This window comes from Streptomyces sp. A1277, assembly GCF_004795015.1.
GTDB lineage: Bacteria > Actinomycetota > Actinomycetes > Streptomycetales > Streptomycetaceae > Streptomyces.
The window spans coordinates 84,156-108,266 of the sequence record NZ_SSBI01000014.1 but is presented as its reverse complement, the minus strand read 5'-3'; the positions used below and the strand labels follow the sequence as shown (position 1 = coordinate 108,266).

Genomic DNA, 24,111 nt, shown 5'->3' with positions numbered 1-24,111 from the left:
TTATGTACGAATACTTCACGACAGCCCAAGCAGGGCTCGCAAGAGCCAACGGAAGGGTCGCGATGGAAGCAACCATACCGATCCGCTTCCAGGTATTCCGGGTTCCCAACTTGCGCATAGTCGTGCCTCTCGTCAACAATAATGGACAGGCGCGCGCATCACAAGGTGAATTAAGCGAAGGCCGCATGGGCGGGAGTTCCTCATGAGCGGATTGAGTGTACATCAACAGCCTTGCGTCTAACGTCAGTTGATGTTTCATCGCTGTTTGCCGCGTTTCGCGTAAGCTCTGGTGGTCTTCGCGGAGATCTGCGACGTGAACTACTCCCACGACCTGCTTCCGGCGCGACCGACGAGGCCACCGAAGAACTCGATGCCCAGCGTCAACGACCCAGGAAAACATGGAGGTTCAGGGCGCCAGCGCGCTGCACTCCGAGCCCAAGTGGTCAGCCTCTCCGCTGAACGTGGTCGCCCGCTGCACGTTCAGGGGGGCTTCAGGCCCGGAGCGGCCTGCCGCCCACGTCTGTGACAGGGGGCCGTCGCCCCCGCCCACGTTGCCGGCCGGGTGGCCCTCGCCCCCTGGCCCACCCGCCCCGCTCCGGCCACCGCGAAACGAACCGCTTGACGGTCACCACCGGGCACCCCGCCGCGGCGTCCGGTCCGGGAGCAACAGCTCGATTCGCGCCCACCGCGCGTCAGTCAACGGCATACGCGAACTGAGGGGGACGTCAGGGGAAGGGCTCGGGGGCCCGCAGGGGGCTCCCCGGCCCGACCGTTCTCAGCCCGCCAGGAGCGCCCGCAACCGGGCCGCCCACGGGTGGTCGGCGCCCTCGACCAGCGCGATCGTCTCGGCCAGCCAGGCGCGTCCGTGGACGTCGAGGACGGGCAGCGCCGCCTCGAAGTCCTGCTCGTCCTTGGCCCTGCGGGACTTGGACTTGTAGAGGAGCTGGACCTCGGGCGCGAGGTACGGGACGCCCCCGTCGGAGAGCCGGCCCAGCCGCTCCAGGGGGGAGGCGGACCCGGGGGTCGCGGCGGAACACCCAGTCCTCGCCGTCCGTGTCGGCCAGCATGAACTGCAGGCGCCACGGCTCGTCCGCCCCCGGCCGGCACCAGATGTCGTGGACACCGGCGGGCAGGATCTCGCCAGGACGCCAGGGCCGCAGCGTGCCCGGCGGATCGGCGGCCCACCACTCCCAGCCGGACAGCACGCGCTGCGCCTCCAGCTGGTCGCGGCGCAGCAGGAGCACGTCGATGTCGGCGTGCTCCCGGAAGGGACGGCCCACCGCCAGCTCGACCGCGTACCCGCCGGCGATCCACCACGGGGCGCGCAGCGGGGCGAGCAGGCGGACGGCCCCGTCGAGCGGCGGGGGGTCCCAGGGGCCCCAGGGGGTCTCCGTCCGCATGGCGGTCAGTCCTGCTTCAGGAGGTGGCGGTAGCTGTCGGGGTGGGCGCGCAGAAACCCGGCCAGGTCCATGGCGGGGCGGCCGGTCAGCGTCGGCACGGCGTCCGAGACGGTGGCCATCTCCCCGGCCGCGATGGCCTCGTACGAGGTGACCCAGCCGGCCACCTCCCAGTCTGCCGCGCCGTACCCCGCCCGTGAGGCGTACGCCTCCTCGCGGGTCTCCGGCTCGTAGGTGACGGTCCGTCCGGTGACCCGGCTCAGTTCCTCGGCCGCCTCGGCGAGGGTGAGCGCCTCGGGCCCGGTCAGGTCGTAGGTGCGTCCGTCGTGCGAGGGGCCCGTCGCGTCGGTGTCCGCGAGGAGCACGGCGGTCGCCGCGTCGGCGATGTCCTCGTGCGCCACGGCCGCCACCCGGCCGTCCCCGGCGGGGCCGCGCAGCACGCCGTCGGCACCGGTCATGGCGGGAAGGCCGGCGAGATACCAGCTGTCGCGCAGGAAGGTGTACCGGACGTCGGAGGTCCGGATGTGCGCCTCGGTGTGCCAGTGGTCGCGAGCGAAGGTGAACGTGGCGTCGGGGGCGGCGCCCAGGAAGGAGACGTACACGATCCGTTCGACGCCGGCCGCGACCGCCGCGTCCACCGCCGTGGTGTGCTCGCGGACCCGGTCGGGGCTCTCGTGCGCCGAGACGAGGAACAAGGTGTGCGCCCCGGCCAGGGCGCGCCGCATGGCCTCGCCGTCGCCGTAGGAGGCGGGCGGCGCGGGGTCGGCGCCGGGGAGATCGGGCAGCCGGGAGAGGGCGCGGCCGAGCAGCCGGACGGGGACGCCGGCCCGGGCCAGCCGGGCGGCGACCCGGCCGCCGAGCGCGCCGCTCGCACCGGTGACGGCGGTGACCGGTCCGCCGGTGACGGTCTCGGACGGGGACGTGGGATCGGTCGTGGGGCTCATGCGGTGACCTCCTCGGTCGGCCAGGGGCGTACCTCGACGACGGCGTCGACCGGGAGCGGTCCGTAGATGTGCGGGAACTCCTCGCCGCCGGGTGCGGCGGCCTCGTACCGCAGGGGCGCGGTGAGCCGCGCGGTGTCGATGACGAGCACCACGAGGTCCTGGTCGGCGGCTCCGGCCCGGCTGCCGGCGCCGTAGAGCATCTCGGCGACACCGGGGAGCTGGTGGGGCAACGAGCAGTGGATGAAGCCCTCTTCGTGCAGGGTGCGGCCGCGGGTGGACATCTCGTACGTCCCGATCCCGCGGGCCGCCTCCCAGAGCGGGCCTTCGGTGAGGTGCAGCAGTTCGGCCATGGGCCGAGGCTAACCCCGCGACGGTTCGCAGGCCGGACCCTGTGGATAACCGCTCGCCGCGTCGGCGCGCCCCTCACTCCGCCAGCAGCTTCGCCTCCGTCTCCGGGCCGAGGCCCACGGTGGGGCGGTCGGGGCGCTGGGGTGCCGTACCGCCCAGCCCGCGCAGCCAGGTCCAGGTGTCGGCGACGGTCTCCTCGACCGGGCGGCAGCGCAGCCCCGCCGCGTACGCGAGGCCGACGTCGCCCTGGTGCAGGGTGTCGTACAGCTCCCCCGGCGGCAGCCACACCGGCAGGTCCGTCCACGGTTCGACGCCCGCGGCGAGGATCTTCTCCGCCGGGGTCCAGCGCAGTCCCGCGTCGGAACCGGTGGCGCGCACGCAGGCGTCGAGCAGGCCGCCCATGGTGGTGTGCCCCGGTCGGCTGGCCAGGTTGTACGGGCCGTGCAGCCCGCGTTCCGCCGCGTCGAGCACCCAGTCGGCGAGGTCGCGCACGTCGATGTACTGGATGTCGGTGTCCGGGGTGCCGGGCGCGAGCACCGGGCCGCCGCGCGCGATCCGGTTCAGCCACCAGGGCAGCCGGCCGATGTTCTCCCAGGGGCCGAGGATCAGCCCGGCCCGGGCGAGCAGGGCGCGGTCGCCGAAGGCGTCCAGCGCGGCCAGTTCGCCGCCGCGCTTGGCCAGGGCGTACGACTGGTCGTCCCCGGCGTCGGGCGAGGCGCCCGCCACCACCGGGCCGTCCTCGGTGAGGCCCGCCGGGGTCGGGTAGTCGTAGACGGAGCGGCTGGATATGTAGGTGTACCGGGCGGCGCGCGTGGACAGCAGCCGGGCCGCGTCGCGCACCGCGGAGGGCGCGCCGCTCCAGGTGTCCACGACCAGGTCCCAGGTGTGGCCGTCGGCGTCCGGCGCGTCGGCGGCGGCGAGCGCGGCGAGGCCGTCTTCGGCCGTGCGGTCACCGATCAGTTGGGCCACGCCGGGCGGGGGCGCGTGGTGGCCGCGGTGGAAGACGGTGACGTCCCAGCGGCGGGCGAGGGCCGCCTCGGTGACGGCCCGGCCGACGAACTGCGTACCGCCCAGGATCAGAAGCCTCATGACAGTGACTCTGCCCTGGGGCGCGGCGAAGGGAAACGGTCCACGCTCTCGGCTGAATCGGGCGGAACCGGGAACTCCTCGGGCGGCGCGCCGGTGTCCGGGAGGGCGAGCGGGCTGCGGTGGCGCAGCAGCCACTGGTGGTATCCGGCCACCCGCCGGGCCGCCTCCCGGTAGGCGGCCTCCAGTTCCGCGTAGACCGCGGTCGTGTCCGCGCCGGGCCGGGAGACCAGGAGCAGCCGGACGGCGAGGGGGTCGTCGCGCAGCGGACGGATGGCCATGTCGTCGCGGGGGCCGGAGGTCGGCTGGCAGGGGGCGACCGCCTCGCCGAGGACGACGAGGGAGGCGGCGGTGAGGTAGTCGCCGTGCAGCACGGCCGGCGCCACACCGGCCTCGGCGAACACCCGCCGCAGCCCGTCCCATTCACCGTCCACCGTCGGGTCGACCATCCACCGGTCGGCGGCCAGGTCCGCGAGGTCGACGACGGGCAGCGCGGCGGCCGGGTGGTCGCGGGCCAGGGAGATGAACTGCGGTTCGCGGTCCACGAGGACCCGCTGCTCCAGCCCCTCCGGGACGGCGAGCGGGCAGCCCTCCACCTCGTGCACGAAGGCGACGTCGAGCCGGCCGGCGTCGACGGCGCGGAGCAGGGCGTGGGCGGAGACGTCCACCCGGAGCGAGATGTCCGTCCCCGGCAGCCGGAGCCGCAGGCGGCGCAGCCAGCCGCCGATGACCCTGCTGGCGGTGCAGCCGATGCGCAGCCGGGGCCCCTCGGCGGCCGCGGCCTCCGCTTTCGCGTCGCTGACCAGGGCGCTCATGCCGTCGACGAGGGGGCGGGCACGGCTGAGGACGGCCCGGCCGAGGAGCGTGGGGCGGCAGCCGGTGCGTCCGCGGCTGAACAGTTCGGCGCCGAGGGCGTTCTCGATCCGCCGCAGCTGGGTGGTGAGCGCGGGCTGGCTCACGCCGAGGGTGCGGGCCGCCCGGTGCAGGCTGCCGGCGTCGGCGATGGCGCACAGCGCCCTGAGGTGTCTCACCTCAAGCTCCATGCTGCCGAGGTTAGGGCGGCCGGTCCGGCCGCACCATGGGCCGTAACCCTGTCAAAGGCGGGCGATTCAGCGGGCGTTGGGCATGTGGACCGCAGGAGTGCACGGGATGTCCGCACGGGGGTGATAGGGCCGCGTTATCACCGGCTGACATCATCCGCGCGGGCTCCGCTTCCCCGACACTCGCTGCGTACCGCCCCCGTCCGAGTCCGATCATCGGACGGGTTCCTCTGACAGGTGACTGGTAGGAGACCCCCCACATGAGACACCCCAGGACCGTGATGTCGGCCGTGCTCGGACTCGGCCTCTCGCTCGCCGCCGCGCTGGGCACCGCCCCCGCGATCGCCGCTCCCGAGGCCGCCGCACCGGCCCCGCACCAGGCGTACACCGCCGATTCCGCTTCGCACGAGAGCGCCGCCGCCAACAAGGCGTTCTTCGAGGCGGTCGTGAAGTCGGTGGCCGAGAAGCGGGCCGCCAACCCGGGCCTCCGGGCCGTCACCATCGTGTACAACGCCGCCAACGCCCCGAGCTTCCGCACCCAGATAGCCAACAGCGCGTCCATCTGGAACAGCTCGGTCTCCAACGTCCGGCTCCAGGAGGGCTCGAACGCCGACTTCACGTACTACGAGGGCAACGACTCCCGCGGTTCGTACGCGAGCACCGACGGGCACGGTCGCGGCTACGTCTTCCTGGACTACGCGCAGAACCGGCAGTACAACTCGACGCGGGTCACCGCCCACGAGACCGGGCACGTGCTCGGCCTGCCCGACCACTACTCGGGTCCGTGCAGCGAGCTGATGTCGGGCGGCGGTCCCGGCACGTCCTGCACCAACCCGTACCCGAACGCCAATGAGCGCAACCAGGTGAACTACCTGTGGCAGTACGGCTTCGCGGCCGCGCTGACCAACGCCGGTTCCTGACCGGCACCGCTCGAACCGGCGGGCCGCCTCGCAGGACGGGGCGGCCCTTCGCCGTATGCGGTACGCACGCCGTCAGCCGGTGCCGTATTCGGTACGCACCAGGGCGAGGAGTTCGTCGCTGGTCAGGCCGAGGCCCCGGGCCTCGCCGACCGTCTCGCGGATCCGTTCGAGGAGGCGGGCGCGGTGCGGGGAGGCGCCGTCCGCGATGGCGGCGCCCCGGCCCCGGCGCAGTTCGATCAGGCCCTCTTCGCGCAGCCGCTGGTAGCCGCGCAGCACCGTGTGCACGTTGACGCCGAGCGATTCGGCCAGGACCCGGGCGGCGGGCAGCCGTTCGCCGGGGGCCGCCGCGCCGTCGGCCACGGCGCGGCGCACACAGGCCGCGATCTGGTCGCCGAGCGGCACGGTGGAGGTCGGGTCGACCCGGAAGAGCATGGTCAGTGGTCCGTTCGGCGCTGGTCGATCAGGGTGTTGAGGAGCGCGGCACCCGTCGCCGAGTCGTCCACGGTCACCGCGAAGTCCCGGCCGCCCGCCAGCCGCGCCACGATGCCCTCACCGGAGCGAATCATGACACCGGTGCGCCCGGGCCGGATGCGGTATCCCCAGCCGCCGAACTCGGTGAGCGGACTGATGTCACGGCTGGACGCGGCCTCGATCCGGTCCAGCGGGACCCGGACGCGCGGCCAGGGCAGCAGCCCGGAGACGGTGATCCCGCGCCGGTCCACGGTGACGTAGGGGCGGGCGAAGGTCGCTATCAGGAGCCCGACGACGAGGGCCGGCAGGGCGGTGGGCCAGGACGCAGTGAACAGGAGGAGGACGCCGCCGCCGAGGACGAGGAGCGCGGCGAGCGGCAGCCACCAGGTCCCGGCGCTGCGGGCCCACCCGGCGACCTCTCCGGTGCGCAGCGCGATCCGCTCGCCCTTTCCGGCCGGACCGTCGCCCTCGACCGGCTCGGGGGCGGGGCCCAGCGCGGCCGCCAGGTGTCCGAGGCCGTAGGCGGCGGCGCCCACACCGAGGGCCGCGGCCAGGTGCCACAGGGGGAAGGAGACGTCCTGCCCCCGGCCCTGCGCGTCCTCGGGCGCGTCCACGTTGATGAGCAGCGTGACCGTCAGGAGGTAGCCGAGGAAGCCGGCGACGGCGTACCCGAAGGCGATCGTCGTGCGATACGCCCGGCCGGTGTACTTTCCGGTCCACGCCATCACCGTCCACAGGAGGCCGGTGCCGAGCAGGACGAGGGTGGCGACGACGAGGTACGAGGTCTGGCCGGCGTAGTCGTCGGCCCGGCCGCTGCCCACGAAGTGGCTGGCCAGCCGGTCGGGCAGCCGGTCGCGGCGGGCGGCGAAGAGCAGCAGGAAGACGGCGAGTGCGAGCAGGAACGGCAGGGCGGCGAGCGACGCGCGGGCGACAGATTTCCGGTTCATGAAAACCTCCATTGTTCGCATGGTAGTAGAACAATGGAGGTGGCGGCAATGGTGCGGTGCGCGGGGCACACTTCAGGCGGTCAGGCGGTCAGGCCGTTTCGAGCGGGAAGGCTCCCCGGTGGCCCGTGCCGGCGCCTTCCGTCGGCCGGGGCTCGAACTCCCGGCAGCTCCAGACCTCCTGGACGAATCCGGTCCGCCGCTCCCACAGTCCCAGCACGTCCTGCTCTCCGGCCGTGCCCCGGTACTCCTCCTTGGCGCCCCGGAAGCAGGCGAGCCCGCCGGAGAGACCAGGTCCGGGCGCCGGGTCGGGAGCCGGGAAGTAGTCGGAGAAGGCACAGGCTATGCAGGTCCGCAGGGTGACCCCGGGCGGCAGCTCCCGCTGGATCGTCGCCAGCGCCGACCCGAAGTCGCTCTCCGCCCGCTGCGAGCCGAAGGCCGCCCCGCCGAAACGGAGTTCCAGGTAGAGGTACGGGTCCGGTTTACGCAGGGAGAGCAGGCAGCTGAGGGTCGCCTGCCGCTCCGCCCCCTCCGCCATGACGGGGAACGGCAGATCCCACTCCAGGACGCAGTCGCCCAGCACGCCGTCCGTCAGCGCGAACAGCCCACCCTCCGCCGGCCCGGCCACCACCGGACGCAGGGCGTCGAAGCTGCCGCCCTCGAAGTCCACACCCCGCACGCGCAGGCGGAGTTGCTGCCCGTCCGTGGTGAGGACGACGGCGTCGGAGCCCTGCCGGTCCCGGTACCACCCTGCCCACGACTCATCTGTCATGAGCAGGGACTGTAGCTCCCGCCTCCGACAACCCCCCTACCGCCCTCCACTTGGCCGGTGCTCCCCTCCAACACCTCCTCCCACCTGGGGACTTGTCAGTGCGTGCGGCGCGTGACGAACTCCGCCAATGCGAGCAGATCGCCCGCCGCCGACAGGTCCGGGACCGCCCGGGACAGGTGGTGCACGGCGCGCGCCATCCGGTCCCCGGCACAGCTCTGCGCCCAGTCCCGGCCGCCGGCCCGGTCCACCGCCTCCGAGGCCCGGACCACCTCGGCGCGGGTGTTCATCGCGCCCCGGTACAGAGCGGCGAGCTCCGCCGCGGCCGGGCCGCCCGCGGTGAGCGCGGCCACCACCGGCAGCGACTTCTTGTGGGCGCTGAGATCCGCGCCGACCGGCTTCCCGGTCTGCGCCGGGTCCCCCCAGATGCCGATCAGGTCGTCGATCAGCTGGAAGGCGAGCCCGGCCTCCCGGCCGAAGCCGTCCATGGCCCCGACGGCCCGTTCGTCGGCGCCCGCGTAGAGCGCGCCCAGCGCACAGGCGCAGCCGAGCAGCGCGCCCGTCTTCGCCGTGGCCATGGTGAGGCACTCGTCCAGCGAGACCTGCTCCGGATCACGCTCCTCGAAGGCGCAGTCGGCCTGCTGGCCCGCGCAGAGCTCGATGACGCACGTCGAGAGTCTGGCGGAGGCGCGGGGCGAGACCGCTCGGTCGTCCTCGGCCAGCAGCCGCTGGGCGAGGGCCAGCATCGCGTCGCCCGCGATGACGGCGTCCGCGACCCCGAACACCGTCCAGGCGGTGGGCCGGTGGCGGCGGGTGTGGTCCTCGTCGATGACGTCGTCGTGGAGCAGGGTGAAGTTGTGGACCAGCTCCACGGCGACGGCCGCCCGTACCGCTTGTTCGGGGTCGCCGCCCAGCGCGCGGGTGGCCGCCAGGACGAGCGCCGGTCTGATCGCCTTGCCCGCGCCGCCGGCCGCCGGGCTGCCGTCGGCGTGCTGCCAGCCGAAGTGGTACATCGCGACCCGCCGGAGCGATCCGGGCAGGGAGGCGATGGCGGCGCGCAGGTGGGGGTCGACGAGGGTACGGGTGTACTCCAGCAGCGCCGCGGCCTCGTTGCCCTCGGTCGCGGCGTCTGTTCGGGTCATGGTCAATCGGTCACCCCTGTCGTTGCCGTCCCGCCTCGGCCGCTGTCGCGCCGGGGGCCGGGGACGTGGGTGGTTGCTGTGGTTGCGCGCTGCGGGCCGGGGCCCGGACCCCCGCGGAGGTCCGGGCGCCTGAGCTCACCGCCAGCGGCTGACCTCGACGTTCTCCAGGACACCGAGGGCGTCCGGGACGAGGATCGCCGCCGAGTAGTAGGCCGTCACGAGGTAGGAGATGATCGCCTGTTCGTCGATGCCCATGAAGCGGACCGAGAGGCTGGGCTCGATCTCGTCCGGGATGCCCGTCTGCTGGAGGCCGATGACGCCCTGCTCGGCCTCGCCGGTCCTCATGCAGATGATCGACGTGGTGCGGGCGTCGCTGATCGGGATCTTGTTCGAGGGGAAGATCGGCACCCCGCGCCAGGCCGGCACGTGGTGTCCGCCGATGTCGACGCTCTCCGGCACCAGTCCGCGCTTGTTGCACTCGCGGCCGAAGGCGGCGATGGCGCGCGGGTGGGCGAGGAAGAGCTTGGAGCCGCGGCGGCGCGAGAGCAGTTCGTCCATGTCGTCGGGGCTGGGCACCCCGTCGTGCGGCTGGAGCCGCTGGCCGTAGTCGCAGTTGTTGAGCAGCCCGAACTCGCGGTTGTTGATCAGCTCGTGTTCCTGGCGCTCGCGCAGCGCCTCGACCGTGAGCCGCAACTGCTGCTCGGTCTGGTTCATCGGCTGGTTGTAGAGGTCGGCCACACGGCTGTGGACCTTCAGGACGGTCTGGGCGACGCTCAGTTCGTACTCGCGGGGCGCCGCGTCGTAGTCCACGTACGTGTGCGGGACGACGGCCTCGCCGACGTGGCCCGCGGACAGGTCGATCGCCGCCTCGCCGTACTTGTTGGTGCGCTGCTGCGGGAGGGCCAGCAGCCCGGCGAGGTGGTCGCGCAGCGGCTCGGACCGCTCGGCGAGGTTGAGCACATCGGCCCGCCTGAGCGTCAGCACCGTGCACGCGGTGACGGCGCGGGCCGTGTACTCCCAGACGGCGTCGCCCTCGATGAGGGAGTGGTCCCCGAAGTAGGCCCCGTCCGCGTGGACGCCGAGCACCGTCTCGTCCCCGTAGGGCCCGGTGCCGACCTTCTCGACCTTGCCGTGCGCCAGCAGGAAGACCCGGTCCGCCTCCTCGCCCGCCGTGGCCAGGAGCTGTCCGGCGGGGATGTCGCTCTGCTCACACCTCCGGGCGAGCTCGGCGAGGGCCTCCTCGTCCCCGAAGTCCCTCAGGGCGGGGAGCTCACCGAGCTCGGCCGGGATGACCGCCACCCGGTCCCCGGTCTGCACGAACGTCACGCGGCCGTCCCCGACCGAGTAGCTCAGCCGGCGGTTGACCCGGTACGTACCGCCCTGCACCTGGACCCACGGAAGCATCTTCAGCAGCCACCGTGAGGTGATCTCCTGCATCTGCGGAGCGGACTTGGTGGTCGTCGCGAGGTTCCGCGCGGCCGCCGTGCCGAGACTCTGCTGCGGCGGCACCTGCGCGCTCTGAACCTCTTCACCAACGGACATCTGTCGTCCTCTCGATCTATCGGCTGACCTGCGAGAAGAAGACTTCCAGCACGAGGACGCGGCACGCCATTACACAAAAGAGTGTGACTAATCGGCCTTTGGGCTGGGCACAACGCTGCGCGATACCCCGCCCGATCCATAATTTGTATCTTGAATGCAAATTAACCTAGCCTCGCCGTCATGCGGCTGACGAGATTCACGGACGTGGCGCTGCGCGTACTGATGCGCCTCGCCGTCGTGGAGCACGAGGATCCGCCGACCACCCGCGAGGTGGCGGCGACGATGCAGGTGCCGTACTCGCACGCCGCCAAGGTCGTGGCCCGCCTCCAGCACCTCGGCCTGGTCGAGGCGCGGCGCGGGCGCGGTGGCGGCCTCATCCTCACCGGGGCCGGCCGGTCCGCCTCGGTGGGCGGCCTCGTGCGCGAGCTGGAGGGCCCCGGCGACGTCGTCGACTGCGAGGGGGGCACCCCGTGCCCACTGCGGTCGGCCTGCCGGCTGCGCGGCGCCCTGCGCCAGGCCGAGGAAGCCTTCTACGCCTCGCTCGACCCGCTCACCATCGCCGAACTCGTCGCCACCCCCACCGGGCCCCTCCTGATCGGCATCAGCAGCGGCCCCCCGCCCGCCGGCCGGGTCGCCGGCGGCGGACCCACCCCCTGAACCCACCCCCGTCGCACCGGGCTTCGAGCCCGGTCCTACACTGCTCATAAATGCGCATCTCAAATGCCAATTAAAATCCGAGGAGTCACCGATGCTCTCCGAGTCGTCGACCGCCACCGTCCGTGCCACCCTCCCCGCCGTCGGCGCGGCGATCGGGGACATCGCCGATCTCTTCTACCGCAAGCTGTTCGACGCCCACCCGGAGCTGCTGCGCGACCTGTTCAACCGCGGCAACCAGGCATCCGGCGCCCAGCGCCAGGCGCTCGCGGGCTCCATCGCCGCGTTCGCGACCCAGCTGGTCGAGCAGCCCGACACCCGCCCGGACGTGATGCTCAGCCGCATCGCGCACAAGCACGCATCGCTCGGCGTCACCCCGGCCCAGTACGACGTCGTCCACACCCACCTCTTCGCCGCGATAGCCGAGGTCCTGGGCGAGGCGGTGACCCCCGAGGTCGCCGCCGCCTGGGACGAGGTCTACTGGCTGATGGCCAACGCCCTGATCGCCATCGAGGAGCGGCTGTACGCGCAGCAGGGCGTCGTCGCCGGTGACGTCTGGCGCGAGTGGGAGGTCGTCTCGCGCAGCGAGGAGACCGAGGACGTCGCCCGGTTCCGCCTCCGCCCGGCCGACGGCTCGCCGGCCCCCGCCTTCCGCCCCGGCCAGTACGTCTCCGTACAGGTCGAACTCCCCGACGGCGCCCGCCAGATCCGCCAGTACAGCCTCTCCTGCGCCCCCGGCTCGGCGCTCCGCTCGATCACGGTCAAGCGGGTGCACGGCGGCGGCGCCCCGGACGGCGAGGTCTCGCGGCACCTGCACGCCCACGTCCGCGCCGGTGACCGGCTCCGCGTCTCCGCCCCGTACGGCGACCTCGTGCTCACCGCCGACGACGCCCCGCTGCTGCTCGCCTCCGCGGGCATCGGCTGCACCCCGATCCTGTCGATGCTGGAGCACCTCGCCGAGTCCGGGCACCGCGCCCCGGTCACCGTGGTGCACGGCGACCGCTCCCCCGCCGACCACGCGCTGCGCACCGACCACGTGGCGCTCACCGGCAAGCTCCCCGACGCGGCGGCCCACTTCTGGTACGAGAACCCGGCGGACGGCCACCCCGCCGACCGGACCGGCCTGGTCGACCTGAGCGGCCTGGCCGTCGCCTCGGGCACGCACGCCTACCTCTGCGGCCCGCTGCCCTTCATGCGGTCGGTGCGCACCCAGCTGCTCGCCAAGGGCGTCCCGGCCTCCGACATCCACTACGAGGTGTTCGGCCCCGACCTGTGGCTCGCCTCCTGAGTACCGCACGTCGCTCGCCGAGTTGACCGGATCCGCTCGCACAGCATCCGAACAGGGCCCCGCAGTCGCTCCGCGACTGGTCGGGGCCCTGCCCGCCGGGTAGAAGCGGTACAAGGACACACTCCCCCACGCACCAAAAGGAGTCGGCCATGTCCTCACCGATGTCCGCGAGCGCTTTCCTCGCCGCCCTGAAGAACGAGGGCCTCACCGTCGTCCAGGTCGGCGACTGGCGCGGCCACAACCGCAACCACAAGGGCGCCTGGGGCCCGGTCAACGGGGTGATGATCCATCACTCCGCCACCAAGGGAACCGACGCCACCGTACGGATGTGCCGCGACGGCCACCCCGACCTGCCGGGGCCGCTGTGCCACGGCGTCATCGCCAAGGACGGCCGGGTCCACCTGGTCGGCTACGGACGGACCAACCACGCGGGTATGGGCGACGACGACGTCCTGCGGGCCGTCGTCGCGGAGAAGAAGCGCCTGCCCCACGACAACGAGGCCGACACCGACGGCAACCGGCACTTCTACGGGTTCGAGTGCGAGAACCTCGGCGACGGCAAGGACCCCTGGCCCGACGCCCAGCTCGAAGCCATCGAGAAGGTCGCGGCGGCCATCTGCCGGCACCACGACTGGGGTGCCCGCTCGGTCATCGGGCACCTCGAATGGCAGCCCGGCAAGGTGGACCCGCGCGGCTTCACGATGGCGGACATGCGCGACCGCATCCACGACCGCCTCAAGTAGGCAGGCACCCGAGGCGGGACCGGGCGCCGCGGGCGTACGCCCACAATGGGGGCATGCCCGACGCGCCCGCCCCGCCTCCCGACCTGCCCGGCCCCTCCCGGCTGCGGCCGGCGCTTCCGTCGCCCGTGCAGCCGGTGGAGGACGAGCGCTTCGCCCGGTACGGCGTGACGCTGCTGCTCAAGCGCGACGATCTGATCCACCCGGACCTGTCGGGCAACAAATGGCGCAAACTCGCCCCCAACCTGGCGGCCGCCGCCGGGCGCCCCGTGCTGACCTTCGGCGGCGCCTACTCCAACCACCTGCGGGCCACGGCCGCCGCGGGCCGGCTGCTGGGCTTCCGCACGATCGGGGTCGTCCGGGGCGACGAGCTGGCCCACCGCCCGCTGAACCCCTCGCTCGCCCGGTGCGCGGCCGACGGCATGCGGCTGCACTTCGTGGACCGTCGCACCTACCGCGCCAAGGCCGATCCGGCGGTCCTGGCCGAGCTGCGAAACATTCACGGGGAGTGCGAGGTCGTCCCGGAGGGCGGCAGCAACGCCCTCGCGGCCCGGGGCTGCGCCGCGCTCGGGCGCGAGCTGCGGGGCGTGGCCGACGTGGCGGCGGTGGCCTGCGGCACCGGCGGCACCCTGGCCGGGCTGGCCGCCGGACTCGCACCGGGGCAGCGCGCCCTCGGCGTACCGGTCCTGCGCGGCGGCTTCCTCGGCGACGCGGTACGCGAGTTGCAGCAGGAGGCGTTCGGCGGGCCGGCCGGTCACTGGTGGCTGGACGAGCGCTTCCACTTCGGCGGCTACGCCCGTACGACACCCGCCCTGCACGCATTCGCACAGGACTTCGAGGACCGCCACGGGCTGCCCGTCGAGCGACTGTATGTGGCCAAAATGCTGCACGCGCTCACGGTGCTGGCCGGCGAGAGCGCGTTCCCCGCCGGGAGCACCGTCGCGGCCGTGATCACCGGCCGTCCGGAGCCCGGCGCCGGCGGTCAGCCGTCCGCGTCCTCCCGGTAGGCCGCCGCCTCCTCCAGATCGAGGCGGCGCAGCAGGGTCCGCATCATCTCGTCGTCGATCCTGCGCTCGTCCCGCAGCCGTACGAAGACCTCGCGCTCGGCCTCGATCATCTCGCCGGCCAGCCGCCGGTAGGTGTCGTCCGCGGACTCGCCGGTGACCGGATTGCCCGCGCCCAGCCGCTCCCACACGGCGTTGCGGCGGCGCTCCAGGACGGTGCGCAGCCGGTCGGTGAGCGGCTGGGGCAGGGAGTTGCGCTCGTCGGTGAGCAGGTCCTCCAGGCGGGCCTCGGCGGCCGTGGACGCCTCGCTCTGGGCCTGCGCCTCGGCGAGGGTCTCGGCCTGCCGGTCGCGGCCGGGGAGCTTCAGTGCGCGTACCAGGAGCGGCAGCGTGAGCCCCTGGACGACGAGCGTGCCGATGACGGTGGTGAACGTCAGGAACAGGACTAGGTTGCGGGCCGGGAAGGCCGCCCCGTCGGACGTGACCGGCGGGATCGAGAAGGCGATGGCGAGCGAGACGACTCCGCGCATCCCGGCCCAGCCCACGATCAGCGGCGAGGTCCAGTCCGTTCCCGGCTCCCGTTCCCTGATGCGCCGCGACAGCCACCGGGGCAGGTAGGTCGCCGGGTAGACCCAGACGAAGCGCACCGCGACCACGGCGAGGAAGACCAGCGCCGCGTACCCGAACGCCTCCGTCACGGAGTAGGTGCCGAGCCCCTTCAGGACGAACGGCAGTTGCAGGCCGATCAGGGCGAACACGACGGACTCCAGGACGAAGGCGACCATCTTCCAGACGGCGGCCTCCTGGAGCCGGGTGGCGAAGTCGACCTGCCAGGAGCGGTGGCCCAGGTACAGCGCGACGACGACCACGGCGAGCACCCCGGAGGCGTGCACGCGCTCGGCCGCCGCGTACGCCACGAACGGGATCAGGAGCGAGAGGGTGTTCTGGAGCAGCGGCTCCCGCAGGTGGGTGCGCAGCCAGTGCAGCGGCACCATGAGCAGGAGGCCGACCCCGACGCCGCCGACCGAGGCGAGGAGGAATTCGCGCACCCCGCCGCCCCAGCTGACGCCCTCGCCCACGGCGGCGGCGAGCGCCACCTTGTAGGCGGTGATCGCGGTGGCGTCGTTCACCAGGGACTCGCCCTGGAGGATCGTCGTGACGCGCGCGGGCAGCCCGGCCCGGCGGGCGATGGCCGCGGCCGTGACGGCGTCCGGCGGGGCGATCACGGCACCGAGCACCAGGGCGGCGGTGAGCGGCAGGTCGGGCACCAGCCGGTAGGCCAGCCAGCCCACCGCGACGGTCGCGAACAGCACGTACCCGACCGACAGCAGGGCGACGGGCCGCAGATTGGCCCGCAGGTCGAGGTAGGAGCTGTCCACGGCGGCGGTGTAGAGCAGGGGCGGCAGCAGCAGCGGGAGCACGATGTGCGCGTCCAGGGTGTACGTCGGCACCCCCGGCACGTACGAGCCGATCAGCCCCACGGCCACCAGCAGAAGAGGGGCCGGCAACGGCGTGCGGCGGGCGAGCCCCGCCGTCGCCGCGCTGGCCGCGACCAGTGCCACCAGGGGCAACGCGTCCATCTCACGGTCCTCGCATCCGTCGTAACCTGGCCATCATGAGTGTGTGCCCGCATGTACCGGACCTGCCGCGCCCCGAGCCCGCGCCCCTGAGCGAGACCTGTGCCGAGTGCCGGGCGGCGGGCACCAACCCCGTGCAACTGCGACTGTGCCTGAGCTGCGGCCATGTCGGCTGCTGTGATTCCTCGCCCGGGCGGCACGCCACGGGGCACTTCCGGGAGACCGGCCACCCGGTGATGCGGAGCTTCGAGGCCGGCGAGAACTGGCGTTGGTGCTTCGTGGACGGTTCGATCGTCTGACGTCTGGGTACGTCAAACCGGCGCCCGTCGTTCGCAATTGACCGGCGCAGCCCCCTAGCCACTGTGTGTACCCATGGGCCTACCATGAGTGACAGCCGCGGGAGGGGGCTCCGGCGACACGGCATCATGGATGGCGATAGCGTCGCCGGGACTGGAACCGAAGACGTACCGCATGGCTCCGGGCGCTCTTCCCGGAACCTCGAATGAGTTTGTGCCACCTTGGAGGTGAGGGTGTCCCAGATCGCAGGCGAGCCCGGGAATCAGGACTTCGTAGAGGTCCGGCTGCCCGCTGCGGGTGCCTACCTGTCGGTGCTGCGTACGGCCACGGCCGGTCTCGCAGCACGCTTGGACTTCACGCTCGACGAGATCGAGGACCTTCGCATCGCCGTCGACGAGGCGTGCGCGATCCTGCTCCAGCAGGCCGTGCCCGGCTCCGTCCTCAGCTGCGTGTTCCGTCTCATCGACGATTCACTCGAGGTGACGGTCGCGGCCCCGACCACCGACGGCCGCGCCCCGGAGCGCGACACCTTCGCCTGGACGGTGCTCTCCGCCCTGGCCGGGAAGGTCGACTCCTCGGTCGCCGACGACCGTACGGTCAGCATCAGCCTGTACAAGCAGCGCGGCGCGGGACCCGGGCCGGCGTGAGCAACGGGAACGGGGACGGTCCTGTGCGGGACGAGACGATCCGACCGGGGGTGGTGCGTGCGGCAGGCATCCCGGAACAGCAGGCCCTGCCTCATCCGGTGGACGGGGCGGACCTGCCCCGTGCGGTGGACGGGGCGGACCGGTCCGCCGGCACTACGGTCGCGGTGGAGCAGTCGCAGGCGGAGCGGGCAGGCCAGATGAGCGAGCACGGGCACCACGATCCAAACGACCGCAGCGGGGCGCGGGCGTTGTTCATCGAGCTGGGCGGGCTCCCCGACGGCTCGCCGGAGAGGGCTGAGCTGCGCAACCGGCTGGTGCGGATGCACCTGCCGCTGGTGGAGCATCTGGCCCGCCGCTTCCGCAATCGCGGGGAGCCGCTGGACGATCTCACCCAGGTCGCCACGATCGGGCTGATCAAGTCCGTCGACCGGTTCGACCCGGAGCGGGGCGTCGAGTTCTCCACGTATGCGACGCCCACCGTCGTCGGGGAGATCAAGCGCCACTTCCGCGACAAGGGCTGGGCGGTGCGGGTGCCGCGCCGGCTCCAGGAGCTGCGGCTCTCGCTGACCACGGCCACCGCTGAGCTCTCCCAGCAGCACGGCCGCTCGCCCACCGTGCACGAACTGGCGGAGCGGCTGGGGATCTCCGAGGAGGAGGTGCTGGAGGGTCTGGAATCGGCCAACGCGTACAGCACGCTCTCGCTGGACGTACCGGACACGGACGACGAGTCCCCCGCCGTCGCGGACACCCTCGGCTCCGAGGACGAGGCGCTGGAGGGCGTCGAGTACCGGGAGTCGCTGAAGCCGCTGCTGGAGGACCTGCCGCCGCGAGAGAAGCGGATTCTGCTGCTCCGGTTCTTCGGCAACATGACCCAGTCGCAGATCGCGCAGGAGGTCGGCATCTCGCAGATGCACGTCTCGCGGCTGCTGGCCCGCACGCTGGCGCAGCTGCGCGAGCGGCTGCTCGTGGAGGAGTGAGCGGCGCCACTCACCGGCTCACCGAGGCCGCCGGGGCGTGCCGGCGGCCTCGCGCGCGTCAGGCTTCGGTGCTGTCCGCGTCGGGCGCCGTGCCCGGCCTGCGGATGCCGAGGGCCTCGATGGTGGCGGGCCTGACCAGCTGGTAGAGCGCGGTCAGCGCCGCCGCCACGAGGACGATCCCGGCCGGGATCAGGACGCCGTGGGACCGCAGCAGCGTCCAGGCCACCGGCAGCGCGATGATCTGCGTGATGAGCGCGGGACCCCGGCTCCAGCTGCGCCGCCGCAGCAGTCCGCGCGCGGCGAAGAGCGGGATCAGCCCCAGCGCGATCACCGTCAGCCCGCCCATCTCGGCCTGCTCCGGGCTGTCGGGGCGGCCGAGCAGCCCCATCACCAGCATGTAGATCCCGCCGATGACGAGGGCCGCGCCTTCGAGGGCGTTGAGTCCGGCCACCAGCGTGATCCTGGCCGGCTTCACCGGCTCGGCCGAGGGGGTCGGCGAGGGCGCGTTCTGCTGAGTACTCACCCTTGCAGGTTGGCATCCCGGCCCCGGGAATGGAAAGCCGGGGGTCGCCGTGCCACCCGCACGGCGGCGGTGCGCCGCCGCCCGCTCCCGTACCGTCACCGAGCGTGAAGGCCGACGGGCAGGACTTCAGGCCCATACCCCGCGGTAGGTAGGCTGGCAGTCATGCGCGCACTTCTTGTGGTCAACCCAGCTGCCACCACCACCAGCGCGCGGACCCGTGACGTACTGATCCACGCGCTGGCCAGTGAGATGAAGCTGGAGGCCGTCACCACCGAGTACCGGGGGCACGCCCGCGACCTGGGGCGGCGGGCCGCCGACAGCGACGACATCGATCTCGTGGTGGCGCTCGGCGGCGACGGCACGGTCAACGAGGTCGTGAACGGGCTGCTGCACCGGGGCCCGGACCTCGACCGCCTGCCCAAGCTGGCCGTGGTGCCCGGCGGCTCCACCAACGTCTTCGCGCGCGCCCTCGGGCTGCCCAACGACGCGGTGGAGGCGACCGGCGCCATCCTGGACGCCCTGGCGAACCGGACGGAGCGCACGGTGGGCCTGGGCCTCGCGGCCGGTACGCGGGGCACGGAGGACGAATCGGTGCCGGAGCGCTGGTTCACCTTCTGCGCCGGCCTCGGGTTCGACGCCGGGGTGATCGGCCGGGTCGAGCAGCACCGCGAGCGCGGCAAGCGTTCGACCCATGCGCTGTACGTGCGCCAGGTGGTCCGGCAGTTCCTGGACGAGCCGCACCGGCGGCACGGCGTGATAACGCTCGATGTGCCCGGTCAGGATCCGGTCACCGATCTCGCGCTTTCCATAATCTGCAACACGGCCCCCTGGACGTACCTGGGGAACCGGCCGATATACGCGGCCCCGAAGGCATCCTTCGACACCGCCCTGGACGTGCTGGGCCTGCGGAAACTGTCCACGGCGGCGGTCAGCCGCTACGCCACCCAGCTGCTCACGTCGAGCCCCGAGAAGGGCCCTCGCGGCAAGCACGCGGTTTCACGGCACGACCTCACGGACTTCACCTTGCATTCAAAGGTTCCACTGCCCTTCCAGATGGACGGTGACCACCTCGGGGTGCGTACGAGTGTGACGTTCACAGGCGTACGCCGTGCACTGCGTGTGATTGTGTGAGTGGAAGGGACCAAAGTCCTTTAACTCGAACGTTTGGACTGGCTTCCACCCTCTAGAAGTACGGCTGTGACCTAGCCGACACCGAGGAATCAAAAAAAACTTTCCTGAAGGGGTTGTATCCGCAGCCGAGGTTTGCGAATCTCTACATGGCGATCGGGACGGCCCGCAACAACGGCCTCCACTGAAAGCCAGAACCCCTCCTCACTTCACAGGACCGCTACCAGTTCATCTGGGCGACGGCCCGACACCTGCGGGGGGATTCGTGAAAGCGTTCACATTCACAAGCCACAGTACGTAATACCAAGGAGAGGTAGCAGCCATGGACTGGCGTCACAACGCCGTTTGTCGTGAGGAAGACCCGGAGCTGTTCTTCCCCATCGGCAACACCGGTCCTGCGCTGCTGCAGATCGAGGAAGCCAAGGCCGTCTGCCGTCGCTGCCCCGTCATGGAGCAGTGCCTGCAGTGGGCGCTCGAGTCCGGCCAGGACTCCGGCGTCTGGGGTGGCCTCAGCGAGGACGAGCGCCGCGCAATGAAGCGCCGCGCCGCTCGCAACCGGGCGCGCAACGCCAGCGCCTGACCGACGCCACCGCTACGAACCTCAGCCAGGCGGCGCGTACAGCGCGTACGTACCACCCCGCCCCCCGAGTCGCAGCGCGCAGTACCCCCGAAGCGCATGCTTGACCAGAGAGCCCGGACCGTTCACCGACGGTCCGGGCTCTCTGCTGTGCGCGGGGACGGGTTACTTGTCGGCGCGCACCGGGATGTCGAGGACCACCTGCGTACCGCGCTCCGGCGCCGGGACCATGCCGAACGAGCCGCCCAACTCGCCCTCCACCAGCGTCCGCACGATCTGGAGGCCCAGATTGCCGGCCCGCTGCGGATCGAAACCCTCGGGCAGACCGCAGCCGTCGTCCTGGACGGTGATGAGCAGCCGCCCCTCGGTGGGCGAGCCGCCCCGGACCGCGGAGACCTCGACCGTGCCGGACTCGGCGACGCCGAACGCGTGCTCCAGGGCGTTCTGCAGGACTTCGGTGAGGACCATCGCCAGCGGGGTGGCCACCTCGGCGTCGAGGATGCCGAAGCGTCCGGTGCGGCGGCAGATGACCTTGCCCGGGGAGATCTCGGCGACCATCGCGATCACCCGGTCCGCGATGTCGTCGAACTCCACCCGCTCGTCCAGATTCTGGGACAGCGTCTCGTGCACGATGGCGATCGAACCGACGCGCCGCACCGCCTCGTTGAGCGCCTCGCGGCCCTGCGGGGAGTCCATCCGGCGGGCCTGGAGCCGCAACAGGGCGGCAACGGTCTGGAGGTTGTTCTTCACCCGGTGGTGGATCTCCCGGATGGTGGCGTCCTTGGTGATCAACTCGCGTTCGCGGCGGCGCAGTTCGGTCACGTCGCGCAGCAGGACCAGGGACCCGATGCGGACCCCCTTGGGCTTAAGCGGGATCGCCCGGAGCTGGATCACCCCGCCCGCGCACTCCACCTCGAACTCACGGGGCGCGTACCCGCTGGCGAGTTTGACCAGGGCCTCGTCCACCGGGCCCCGGGAGGGCGCGAGTTCGGCGGTGATCTGGCCGAGGTGGTGGCCGACCAGGTCGGAGGCGAGGCCGAGCCGGTGGTAGGCGGAGAGGCCGTTGGGGCTGGCGTACTGGACGACCCCGTCGGCGTCGAGCCGGACGAGGCCGTCGCCGACGCGCGGGGAGGCGTCCATGTCGACCTGCTGGCCGGGGAAGGGGAAGGACCCGGCGGCGATCATCTGGGCCAGGTCGGAGGCGGACTGGAGGTAGGTGAGCTCCAGCCGGGACGGGGTGCGGACGGTGAGGAGGTTGGTGTTGCGGGCGATGACACCGAGGACCCGGCCTTCCCTGCGTACGGGGATCGACTCCACCCGTACGGGGACCTCCTCGCGCCACTCCGGGTCGCCCTCGCGCACGATGCGGCCCTCGTCCAGGGCCGCGTCCAGCAGCGGGCGGCGGCCGCGCGGCACCAGGTGGCCGACCATGTCGTCCTGGTAGGAGGTGGGGCCGGTGTTGGGCCGCATCTGGGCGACGGACACATAGCGGGTGCCGTCGCGGGTGGGGACCCACAGGACGAGGTCGGCGAAGGAGAGGTCGGAGAGCAACTGCCACTCCGAGACCAGCAGGTGGAGCCACTCGAGGTCGGTGTCGCTGAGGGCGGTGTGCTGGCGTACGAGGTCGTTCATGGAGGGCACGTGTGCGAGCGTACCCGTGGATGTGCGCCGGGTCCGAACCGGAAGCCGCGCCCGTACGTGCGGCGGAGTGGGCCCTGACATTGGCACGGCCCACGGATGGACAGGGACTAATGGTCTAGTCCACAATGCTTGATGTAAGAGCCTCCGCTCTCCCCGCACAGGAGAGCGGATCGAGGTACCGCGCTCTCTGCCCTGACTGCGCCGGTGCCTCCCCCCGGCCGGGGGCACCGCACACCGCCGGCCGAGCCGGCCGCCCGCGAGGGCGGCCCTACTCCGGGCTGCGGTGCTGGTCGGGCTGAGGGTCCCGGCCCGGCGCCGCGGCCCGCGGGTGTTTCCGGGGCCTTCGCGCCCGGCGGGCCCGGTTCAGCGGGTCTCGGTGACCTTCGCGAGCGCGCGCGGCGCGTCCGGGTCCTGGCCCCGGGCGATCGTCACCTCGTAGGCCAGCATCTGGAGCGGCAGGATCTCCAGGACCGGCTGGACCTCCTCCGCCACCCCGGCCGTCGGCAGCACGAACCCCGCGGAGGCCGCGTCCACCTGGGCCCTGGGGCCGACGACGAAGAGGTCGGCGCCCCGGCCGCGCAGCCGGTCCAGGACGGGCTGGAGGGCCTCGCCGCCCCGGCCGTCGGTCACCACGGCGATCACCGGCGAGATGTTGTCGACCATGGCGAGCGGGCCGTGCAGCAGGTCGGCGCCGGAGTAGGACAGAGCGGGGATGTAGCTCGTCTCCATGAGCTTCAGGGCGGCTTCCTTGGCCGTGGGATAGCCGTAGCCGCGCGAGGTGATGACCATCCGCTCGGCGAACCGGTAGCGCGAGGCCAGGGCCTTCACCTCGTCCTTGCGGGCCAGCACCTCCTCGGCGAGGCCGGGCAGGACGCCGGCCGCCGCGCCGTCGCCGCCGCGCAGCCCCTCCACGAACAGGTACAGCGAGAGCAGGGACGCGGTGTACGTCTTGGTGGCGGGCAGCGCCTTCTCCGGCCCGGCCAGGATGTCGATGTGGTACTCGGAGACGGCCGCGAGGGGCGAGTCCGGGTTGTTGGTCACGGCCAGCGTCACCGCGCCCGCCTCGCGGGCCGCCCGGGTCGAGGCCACCAGGTCGGGCGAGCCGCCGGACTGGCTGACGGTGATGACGAGGACGTCGCGCAGGTCGGGCTTCGCGCCGTACGCGGTGGTGGTGGACATCGAGGCCAGCCCGCAGGGCAGACCCATCGTGATCTCCAGCAGGTACTTGGCGTAGAGCGCGGCGTTGTCGGAAGTGCCGCGGGCGGTGAGCAGGACGAAGCGCGGCTTCCTGGCCGCGATCCGCTCGGCGGTCTCCCGGACGGCGGGCGCGCCGCGTTCGAGGATGCGCCGGAGCACCGCGGGCTGCTCGGCCATCTCGCCGGACATGATGCGGCCGGGCCGTTCGCCGTCGTCGTCGGCCGGGTACGTGGCGGACATGTTCGGTGCCTCCCGGGTGTCGCGATGCGTCGGACAAGTTGAACACGGGGCTCCGGGGGGCCGCCAGCGGGCGGCGGCCGGGGGTATGGCGCCCGGGGAGCGGGCCGTTCGTCCGAGGGGCGGTACGGGCCGTGTCACGGCGGGCGGGGTCTGCTAGATTAGGCGGTTGATTGGTCTATACCACATACCTTCAGTCTTCAATCGGATCGGCAGGCCCCGCGTGGAAGTTGTCATCGTCCCGGACGCCAAGGCAGGCGGCGAACTGATCGCGGGGGCCATCGGCGCCCTGCTGAGCCGCAAGCCCGACGCCCTTCTCGGCGTTGCCACCGGCTCTACCCCGCTGCCCATCTACCAGGCCCTCGCGGAGAAGGTCCGCTCCGGTGCCGTGGACGCCTCGCGCGCCCGCATCTGCCAGCTCGACGAGTACGTGGGGCTGCCGGCGGGCCACCCGGAGTCCTACCGCTCCGTGGTGCTGCGCGAGGTGGTCGAACCGCTCGGTCTCTCCGAGTCCTCGTTCATGGGCCCCGACGGCTCCGCCGAGGACGTCCAGGCGGCCTGCGAGGCGTACGACAAGGCGCTCGCCGAGGCCGGCGGGGTGGACCTCCAGCTGCTCGGCATCGGCACCGACGGGCACATCGGCTTCAACGAGCCGTGCTCCTCGCTCGCCTCCCGTACCCGGATCAAGACGCTCACCGAGCAGACCCGGGTCGACAACGCGCGCTTCTTCGACGACGACATCGACCAGGTGCCGCACCACGTCATCACCCAGGGCATCGGCACGATCCTGGAGGCCCGCCACCCGATCCTGCTCGCGACGGGCGAGGGCAAGGCGGACGCGGTGGCGGCGACGGTCGAGGGGCCGGTGGCCTCGATCGTGCCCGCCTCGGCGCTCCAGCTGCACCCGCACGCGACGGTGGTGGTCGACGAGGCCGCCGCGTCGAAGCTGAAGCTGGCCGACTACTTCCGCGCCACGTTCGCGGCGAAGCCGGCGTGGCAGGGGCTGTAGACCTTCGCGTCA

Annotated in this window: 24 protein-coding genes and 1 pseudogene; 11 read left to right on the top strand and 14 right to left on the bottom strand. The window is 72.4% G+C overall.

Annotated elements, in window-relative coordinates; genetic code table 11:
• Window positions 1-775 precede the first annotated feature (775 nt).
• The 5 genes and pseudogenes from E6R18_RS12265 to E6R18_RS12245 form a co-directional block, all read right to left on the bottom strand.
• Window positions 776-1,400 (bottom strand): annotated as a pseudogene (locus E6R18_RS12265) (amino acid transporter).
• A 5-nt stretch (window positions 1,401-1,405) separates the two neighbouring features.
• Window positions 1,406-2,341, bottom strand: a complete 936-nt coding sequence (locus E6R18_RS12260) for an SDR family oxidoreductase (protein WP_136316913.1) — start codon at window positions 2,339-2,341, stop codon at window positions 1,406-1,408.
• On the bottom strand, window positions 2,338-2,691 hold the full coding sequence (locus tag E6R18_RS12255; protein WP_136316912.1) for a DUF952 domain-containing protein: 354 nt from the start codon (window positions 2,689-2,691) through the stop codon (window positions 2,338-2,340). Before E6R18_RS12255 ends, E6R18_RS12260 begins: the two co-directional genes overlap by 4 nt.
• Window positions 2,692-2,764: 73 nt before the next feature.
• Entirely contained in the window at window positions 2,765-3,766 is a 1,002-nt protein-coding gene (locus tag E6R18_RS12250) for an NAD-dependent epimerase/dehydratase family protein (protein WP_136316948.1), read from the bottom strand.
• A gap of 8 nt (window positions 3,767-3,774) precedes the next feature.
• A complete protein-coding gene (locus tag E6R18_RS12245) occupies window positions 3,775-4,818 on the bottom strand; it encodes a LysR family transcriptional regulator (protein ID WP_240799704.1) in 1,044 nt (347 codons plus the stop codon).
• Between the two features lie 257 nt (window positions 4,819-5,075).
• On the opposite strand from E6R18_RS12245, the gene snpA reads away from it, so the two are divergent.
• Window positions 5,076-5,735, top strand: coding sequence for a snapalysin (gene snpA / locus E6R18_RS12240; RefSeq protein ID WP_240799703.1), 660 nt, complete (start codon window positions 5,076-5,078; stop codon window positions 5,733-5,735).
• Window positions 5,736-5,807: 72 nt separating this feature from the next.
• On the opposite strand, the gene E6R18_RS12235 is transcribed toward snpA, so the two are convergent.
• From E6R18_RS12235 to E6R18_RS12215, 5 genes are all read right to left on the bottom strand, one after another.
• The gene (locus E6R18_RS12235; RefSeq protein WP_136316911.1) at window positions 5,808-6,167 is read right to left on the bottom strand and encodes a GntR family transcriptional regulator; all 360 of its coding nucleotides are present in this window, start codon (window positions 6,165-6,167) and stop codon (window positions 5,808-5,810) included.
• A gap of 2 nt (window positions 6,168-6,169) precedes the next feature.
• Entirely contained in the window at window positions 6,170-7,153 is a 984-nt protein-coding gene (locus E6R18_RS12230) for a DUF1648 domain-containing protein (protein ID WP_136316910.1), read from the bottom strand.
• Window positions 7,154-7,241: 88 nt separating this feature from the next.
• Window positions 7,242-7,922, bottom strand: coding sequence for a DUF6304 family protein (locus E6R18_RS12225; RefSeq protein ID WP_136316909.1), 681 nt, complete (start codon window positions 7,920-7,922; stop codon window positions 7,242-7,244).
• A gap of 95 nt (window positions 7,923-8,017) precedes the next feature.
• Window positions 8,018-9,061: a family 2 encapsulin nanocompartment cargo protein polyprenyl transferase gene (locus tag E6R18_RS12220; protein WP_136316908.1), complete on the bottom strand. Its 1,044-nt coding sequence runs from the start codon at window positions 9,059-9,061 to the stop codon at window positions 8,018-8,020.
• A 135-nt stretch (window positions 9,062-9,196) separates the two neighbouring features.
• On the bottom strand, window positions 9,197-10,603 hold the full coding sequence (locus tag E6R18_RS12215; RefSeq protein ID WP_136316907.1) for a family 2B encapsulin nanocompartment shell protein: 1,407 nt from the start codon (window positions 10,601-10,603) through the stop codon (window positions 9,197-9,199).
• Between the two features lie 180 nt (window positions 10,604-10,783).
• On the opposite strand from E6R18_RS12215, the gene E6R18_RS12210 reads away from it, so the two are divergent.
• From E6R18_RS12210 to E6R18_RS12195, 4 genes are all read left to right on the top strand, one after another.
• Window positions 10,784-11,260, top strand: coding sequence for an Rrf2 family transcriptional regulator (locus E6R18_RS12210; RefSeq protein ID WP_136316906.1), 477 nt, complete (start codon window positions 10,784-10,786; stop codon window positions 11,258-11,260).
• 91 nt (window positions 11,261-11,351) lie between these two features.
• Window positions 11,352-12,545 (top strand): globin domain-containing protein, encoded by a 1,194-nt coding sequence (locus tag E6R18_RS12205; RefSeq protein ID WP_136316905.1) that lies wholly within the window; start codon window positions 11,352-11,354, stop codon window positions 12,543-12,545.
• Window positions 12,546-12,694: 149 nt separating this feature from the next.
• Window positions 12,695-13,288 (top strand): N-acetylmuramoyl-L-alanine amidase, encoded by a 594-nt coding sequence (locus E6R18_RS12200; protein ID WP_136316904.1) that lies wholly within the window; start codon window positions 12,695-12,697, stop codon window positions 13,286-13,288.
• Window positions 13,289-13,341: 53 nt separating this feature from the next.
• Window positions 13,342-14,292 carry a pyridoxal-phosphate dependent enzyme gene (locus E6R18_RS12195; RefSeq protein ID WP_136316903.1) on the top strand — a complete coding sequence of 317 codons (951 nt, stop codon included), beginning with the start codon at window positions 13,342-13,344 and terminating at the stop codon, window positions 14,290-14,292.
• On the opposite strand, the gene E6R18_RS12190 is transcribed toward E6R18_RS12195, so the two are convergent.
• On the bottom strand, window positions 14,268-15,869 hold the full coding sequence (locus E6R18_RS12190; protein ID WP_136316902.1) for a Na+/H+ antiporter: 1,602 nt from the start codon (window positions 15,867-15,869) through the stop codon (window positions 14,268-14,270). The genes E6R18_RS12195 and E6R18_RS12190 overlap by 25 nt on opposite strands.
• 35 nt (window positions 15,870-15,904) lie before the next feature.
• Here E6R18_RS12190 and E6R18_RS12185 point away from each other — a divergent pair, with 35 nt between their 5' ends.
• The 3 genes from E6R18_RS12185 (at window position 15,905) to E6R18_RS12175 (ending at window position 17,787) form a co-directional block, all read left to right on the top strand.
• The gene (locus E6R18_RS12185; RefSeq protein ID WP_136316901.1) at window positions 15,905-16,165 is read left to right on the top strand and encodes a UBP-type zinc finger domain-containing protein; all 261 of its coding nucleotides are present in this window, start codon (window positions 15,905-15,907) and stop codon (window positions 16,163-16,165) included.
• A 231-nt stretch (window positions 16,166-16,396) separates the two neighbouring features.
• On the top strand, window positions 16,397-16,810 hold the full coding sequence (locus E6R18_RS12180; protein ID WP_018105584.1) for an anti-sigma regulatory factor: 414 nt from the start codon (window positions 16,397-16,399) through the stop codon (window positions 16,808-16,810).
• Between the two features lie 23 nt (window positions 16,811-16,833).
• Window positions 16,834-17,787: an RNA polymerase sigma factor SigF gene (locus E6R18_RS12175; RefSeq protein ID WP_136316945.1), complete on the top strand. Its 954-nt coding sequence runs from the start codon at window positions 16,834-16,836 to the stop codon at window positions 17,785-17,787.
• Between the two features lie 58 nt (window positions 17,788-17,845).
• On the opposite strand, the gene E6R18_RS12170 is transcribed toward E6R18_RS12175, so the two are convergent.
• Entirely contained in the window at window positions 17,846-18,238 is a 393-nt protein-coding gene (locus E6R18_RS12170; RefSeq protein WP_136316944.1) for a hypothetical protein, read from the bottom strand.
• Between the two features lie 234 nt (window positions 18,239-18,472).
• On the opposite strand from E6R18_RS12170, the gene E6R18_RS12165 reads away from it, so the two are divergent.
• Together E6R18_RS12165 and E6R18_RS12160 are read left to right on the top strand one after the other, a co-directional pair.
• Entirely contained in the window at window positions 18,473-19,441 is a 969-nt protein-coding gene (locus E6R18_RS12165) for a diacylglycerol kinase family protein (protein WP_136316900.1), read from the top strand.
• 319 nt (window positions 19,442-19,760) lie between these two features.
• The gene (locus tag E6R18_RS12160; protein ID WP_003953983.1) at window positions 19,761-20,018 is read left to right on the top strand and encodes a WhiB family transcriptional regulator; all 258 of its coding nucleotides are present in this window, start codon (window positions 19,761-19,763) and stop codon (window positions 20,016-20,018) included.
• Between the two features lie 162 nt (window positions 20,019-20,180).
• Here E6R18_RS12160 and E6R18_RS12155 read toward each other — a convergent pair whose 3' ends face one another.
• Window positions 20,181-21,647, bottom strand: a complete 1,467-nt coding sequence (locus E6R18_RS12155) for a PAS domain-containing sensor histidine kinase (protein ID WP_136316943.1) — start codon at window positions 21,645-21,647, stop codon at window positions 20,181-20,183.
• Window positions 21,648-22,019: 372 nt separating this feature from the next.
• Window positions 22,020-23,093 carry an SIS domain-containing protein gene (locus E6R18_RS12150; protein WP_136316899.1) on the bottom strand — a complete coding sequence of 358 codons (1,074 nt, stop codon included), beginning with the start codon at window positions 23,091-23,093 and terminating at the stop codon, window positions 22,020-22,022.
• Window positions 23,094-23,313: 220 nt separating this feature from the next.
• Here E6R18_RS12150 and nagB point away from each other — a divergent pair, with 220 nt between their 5' ends.
• A complete protein-coding gene (nagB, locus tag E6R18_RS12145) occupies window positions 23,314-24,099 on the top strand; it encodes a glucosamine-6-phosphate deaminase (protein WP_136316898.1) in 786 nt (261 codons plus the stop codon).
• Window positions 24,100-24,111: the final 12 nt, after the last annotated feature.

Coding starts and splice junctions, on each gene's coding strand:
- E6R18_RS12260 (WP_136316913.1), bottom strand. CDS start 2,341: ATGAGCCCCACGACCGATCCCACGTCCCCGTCCGAGACCGTCACCGGC.
- E6R18_RS12255 (WP_136316912.1), bottom strand. CDS start 2,691: ATGGCCGAACTGCTGCACCTCACCGAAGGCCCGCTCTGGGAGGCGGCC.
- E6R18_RS12245 (WP_240799704.1), bottom strand. CDS start 4,818: ATGGAGCTTGAGGTGAGACACCTCAGGGCGCTGTGCGCCATCGCCGAC.
- snpA (WP_240799703.1), top strand. CDS start 5,076: ATGAGACACCCCAGGACCGTGATGTCGGCCGTGCTCGGACTCGGCCTC.
- E6R18_RS12235 (WP_136316911.1), bottom strand. CDS start 6,167: ATGCTCTTCCGGGTCGACCCGACCTCCACCGTGCCGCTCGGCGACCAG.
- E6R18_RS12230 (WP_136316910.1), bottom strand. CDS start 7,153: ATGAACCGGAAATCTGTCGCCCGCGCGTCGCTCGCCGCCCTGCCGTTC.
- E6R18_RS12225 (WP_136316909.1), bottom strand. CDS start 7,922: ATGACAGATGAGTCGTGGGCAGGGTGGTACCGGGACCGGCAGGGCTCC.
- E6R18_RS12220 (WP_136316908.1), bottom strand. CDS start 9,061: ATGACCCGAACAGACGCCGCGACCGAGGGCAACGAGGCCGCGGCGCTG.
- E6R18_RS12215 (WP_136316907.1), bottom strand. CDS start 10,603: ATGTCCGTTGGTGAAGAGGTTCAGAGCGCGCAGGTGCCGCCGCAGCAG.
- E6R18_RS12210 (WP_136316906.1), top strand. CDS start 10,784: ATGCGGCTGACGAGATTCACGGACGTGGCGCTGCGCGTACTGATGCGC.
- E6R18_RS12205 (WP_136316905.1), top strand. CDS start 11,352: ATGCTCTCCGAGTCGTCGACCGCCACCGTCCGTGCCACCCTCCCCGCC.
- E6R18_RS12200 (WP_136316904.1), top strand. CDS start 12,695: ATGTCCTCACCGATGTCCGCGAGCGCTTTCCTCGCCGCCCTGAAGAAC.
- E6R18_RS12195 (WP_136316903.1), top strand. CDS start 13,342: ATGCCCGACGCGCCCGCCCCGCCTCCCGACCTGCCCGGCCCCTCCCGG.
- E6R18_RS12190 (WP_136316902.1), bottom strand. CDS start 15,869: ATGGACGCGTTGCCCCTGGTGGCACTGGTCGCGGCCAGCGCGGCGACG.
- E6R18_RS12185 (WP_136316901.1), top strand. CDS start 15,905: ATGAGTGTGTGCCCGCATGTACCGGACCTGCCGCGCCCCGAGCCCGCG.
- E6R18_RS12165 (WP_136316900.1), top strand. CDS start 18,473: ATGCGCGCACTTCTTGTGGTCAACCCAGCTGCCACCACCACCAGCGCG.
- E6R18_RS12160 (WP_003953983.1), top strand. CDS start 19,761: ATGGACTGGCGTCACAACGCCGTTTGTCGTGAGGAAGACCCGGAGCTG.
- E6R18_RS12155 (WP_136316943.1), bottom strand. CDS start 21,647: ATGAACGACCTCGTACGCCAGCACACCGCCCTCAGCGACACCGACCTC.
- E6R18_RS12150 (WP_136316899.1), bottom strand. CDS start 23,093: ATGTCCGCCACGTACCCGGCCGACGACGACGGCGAACGGCCCGGCCGC.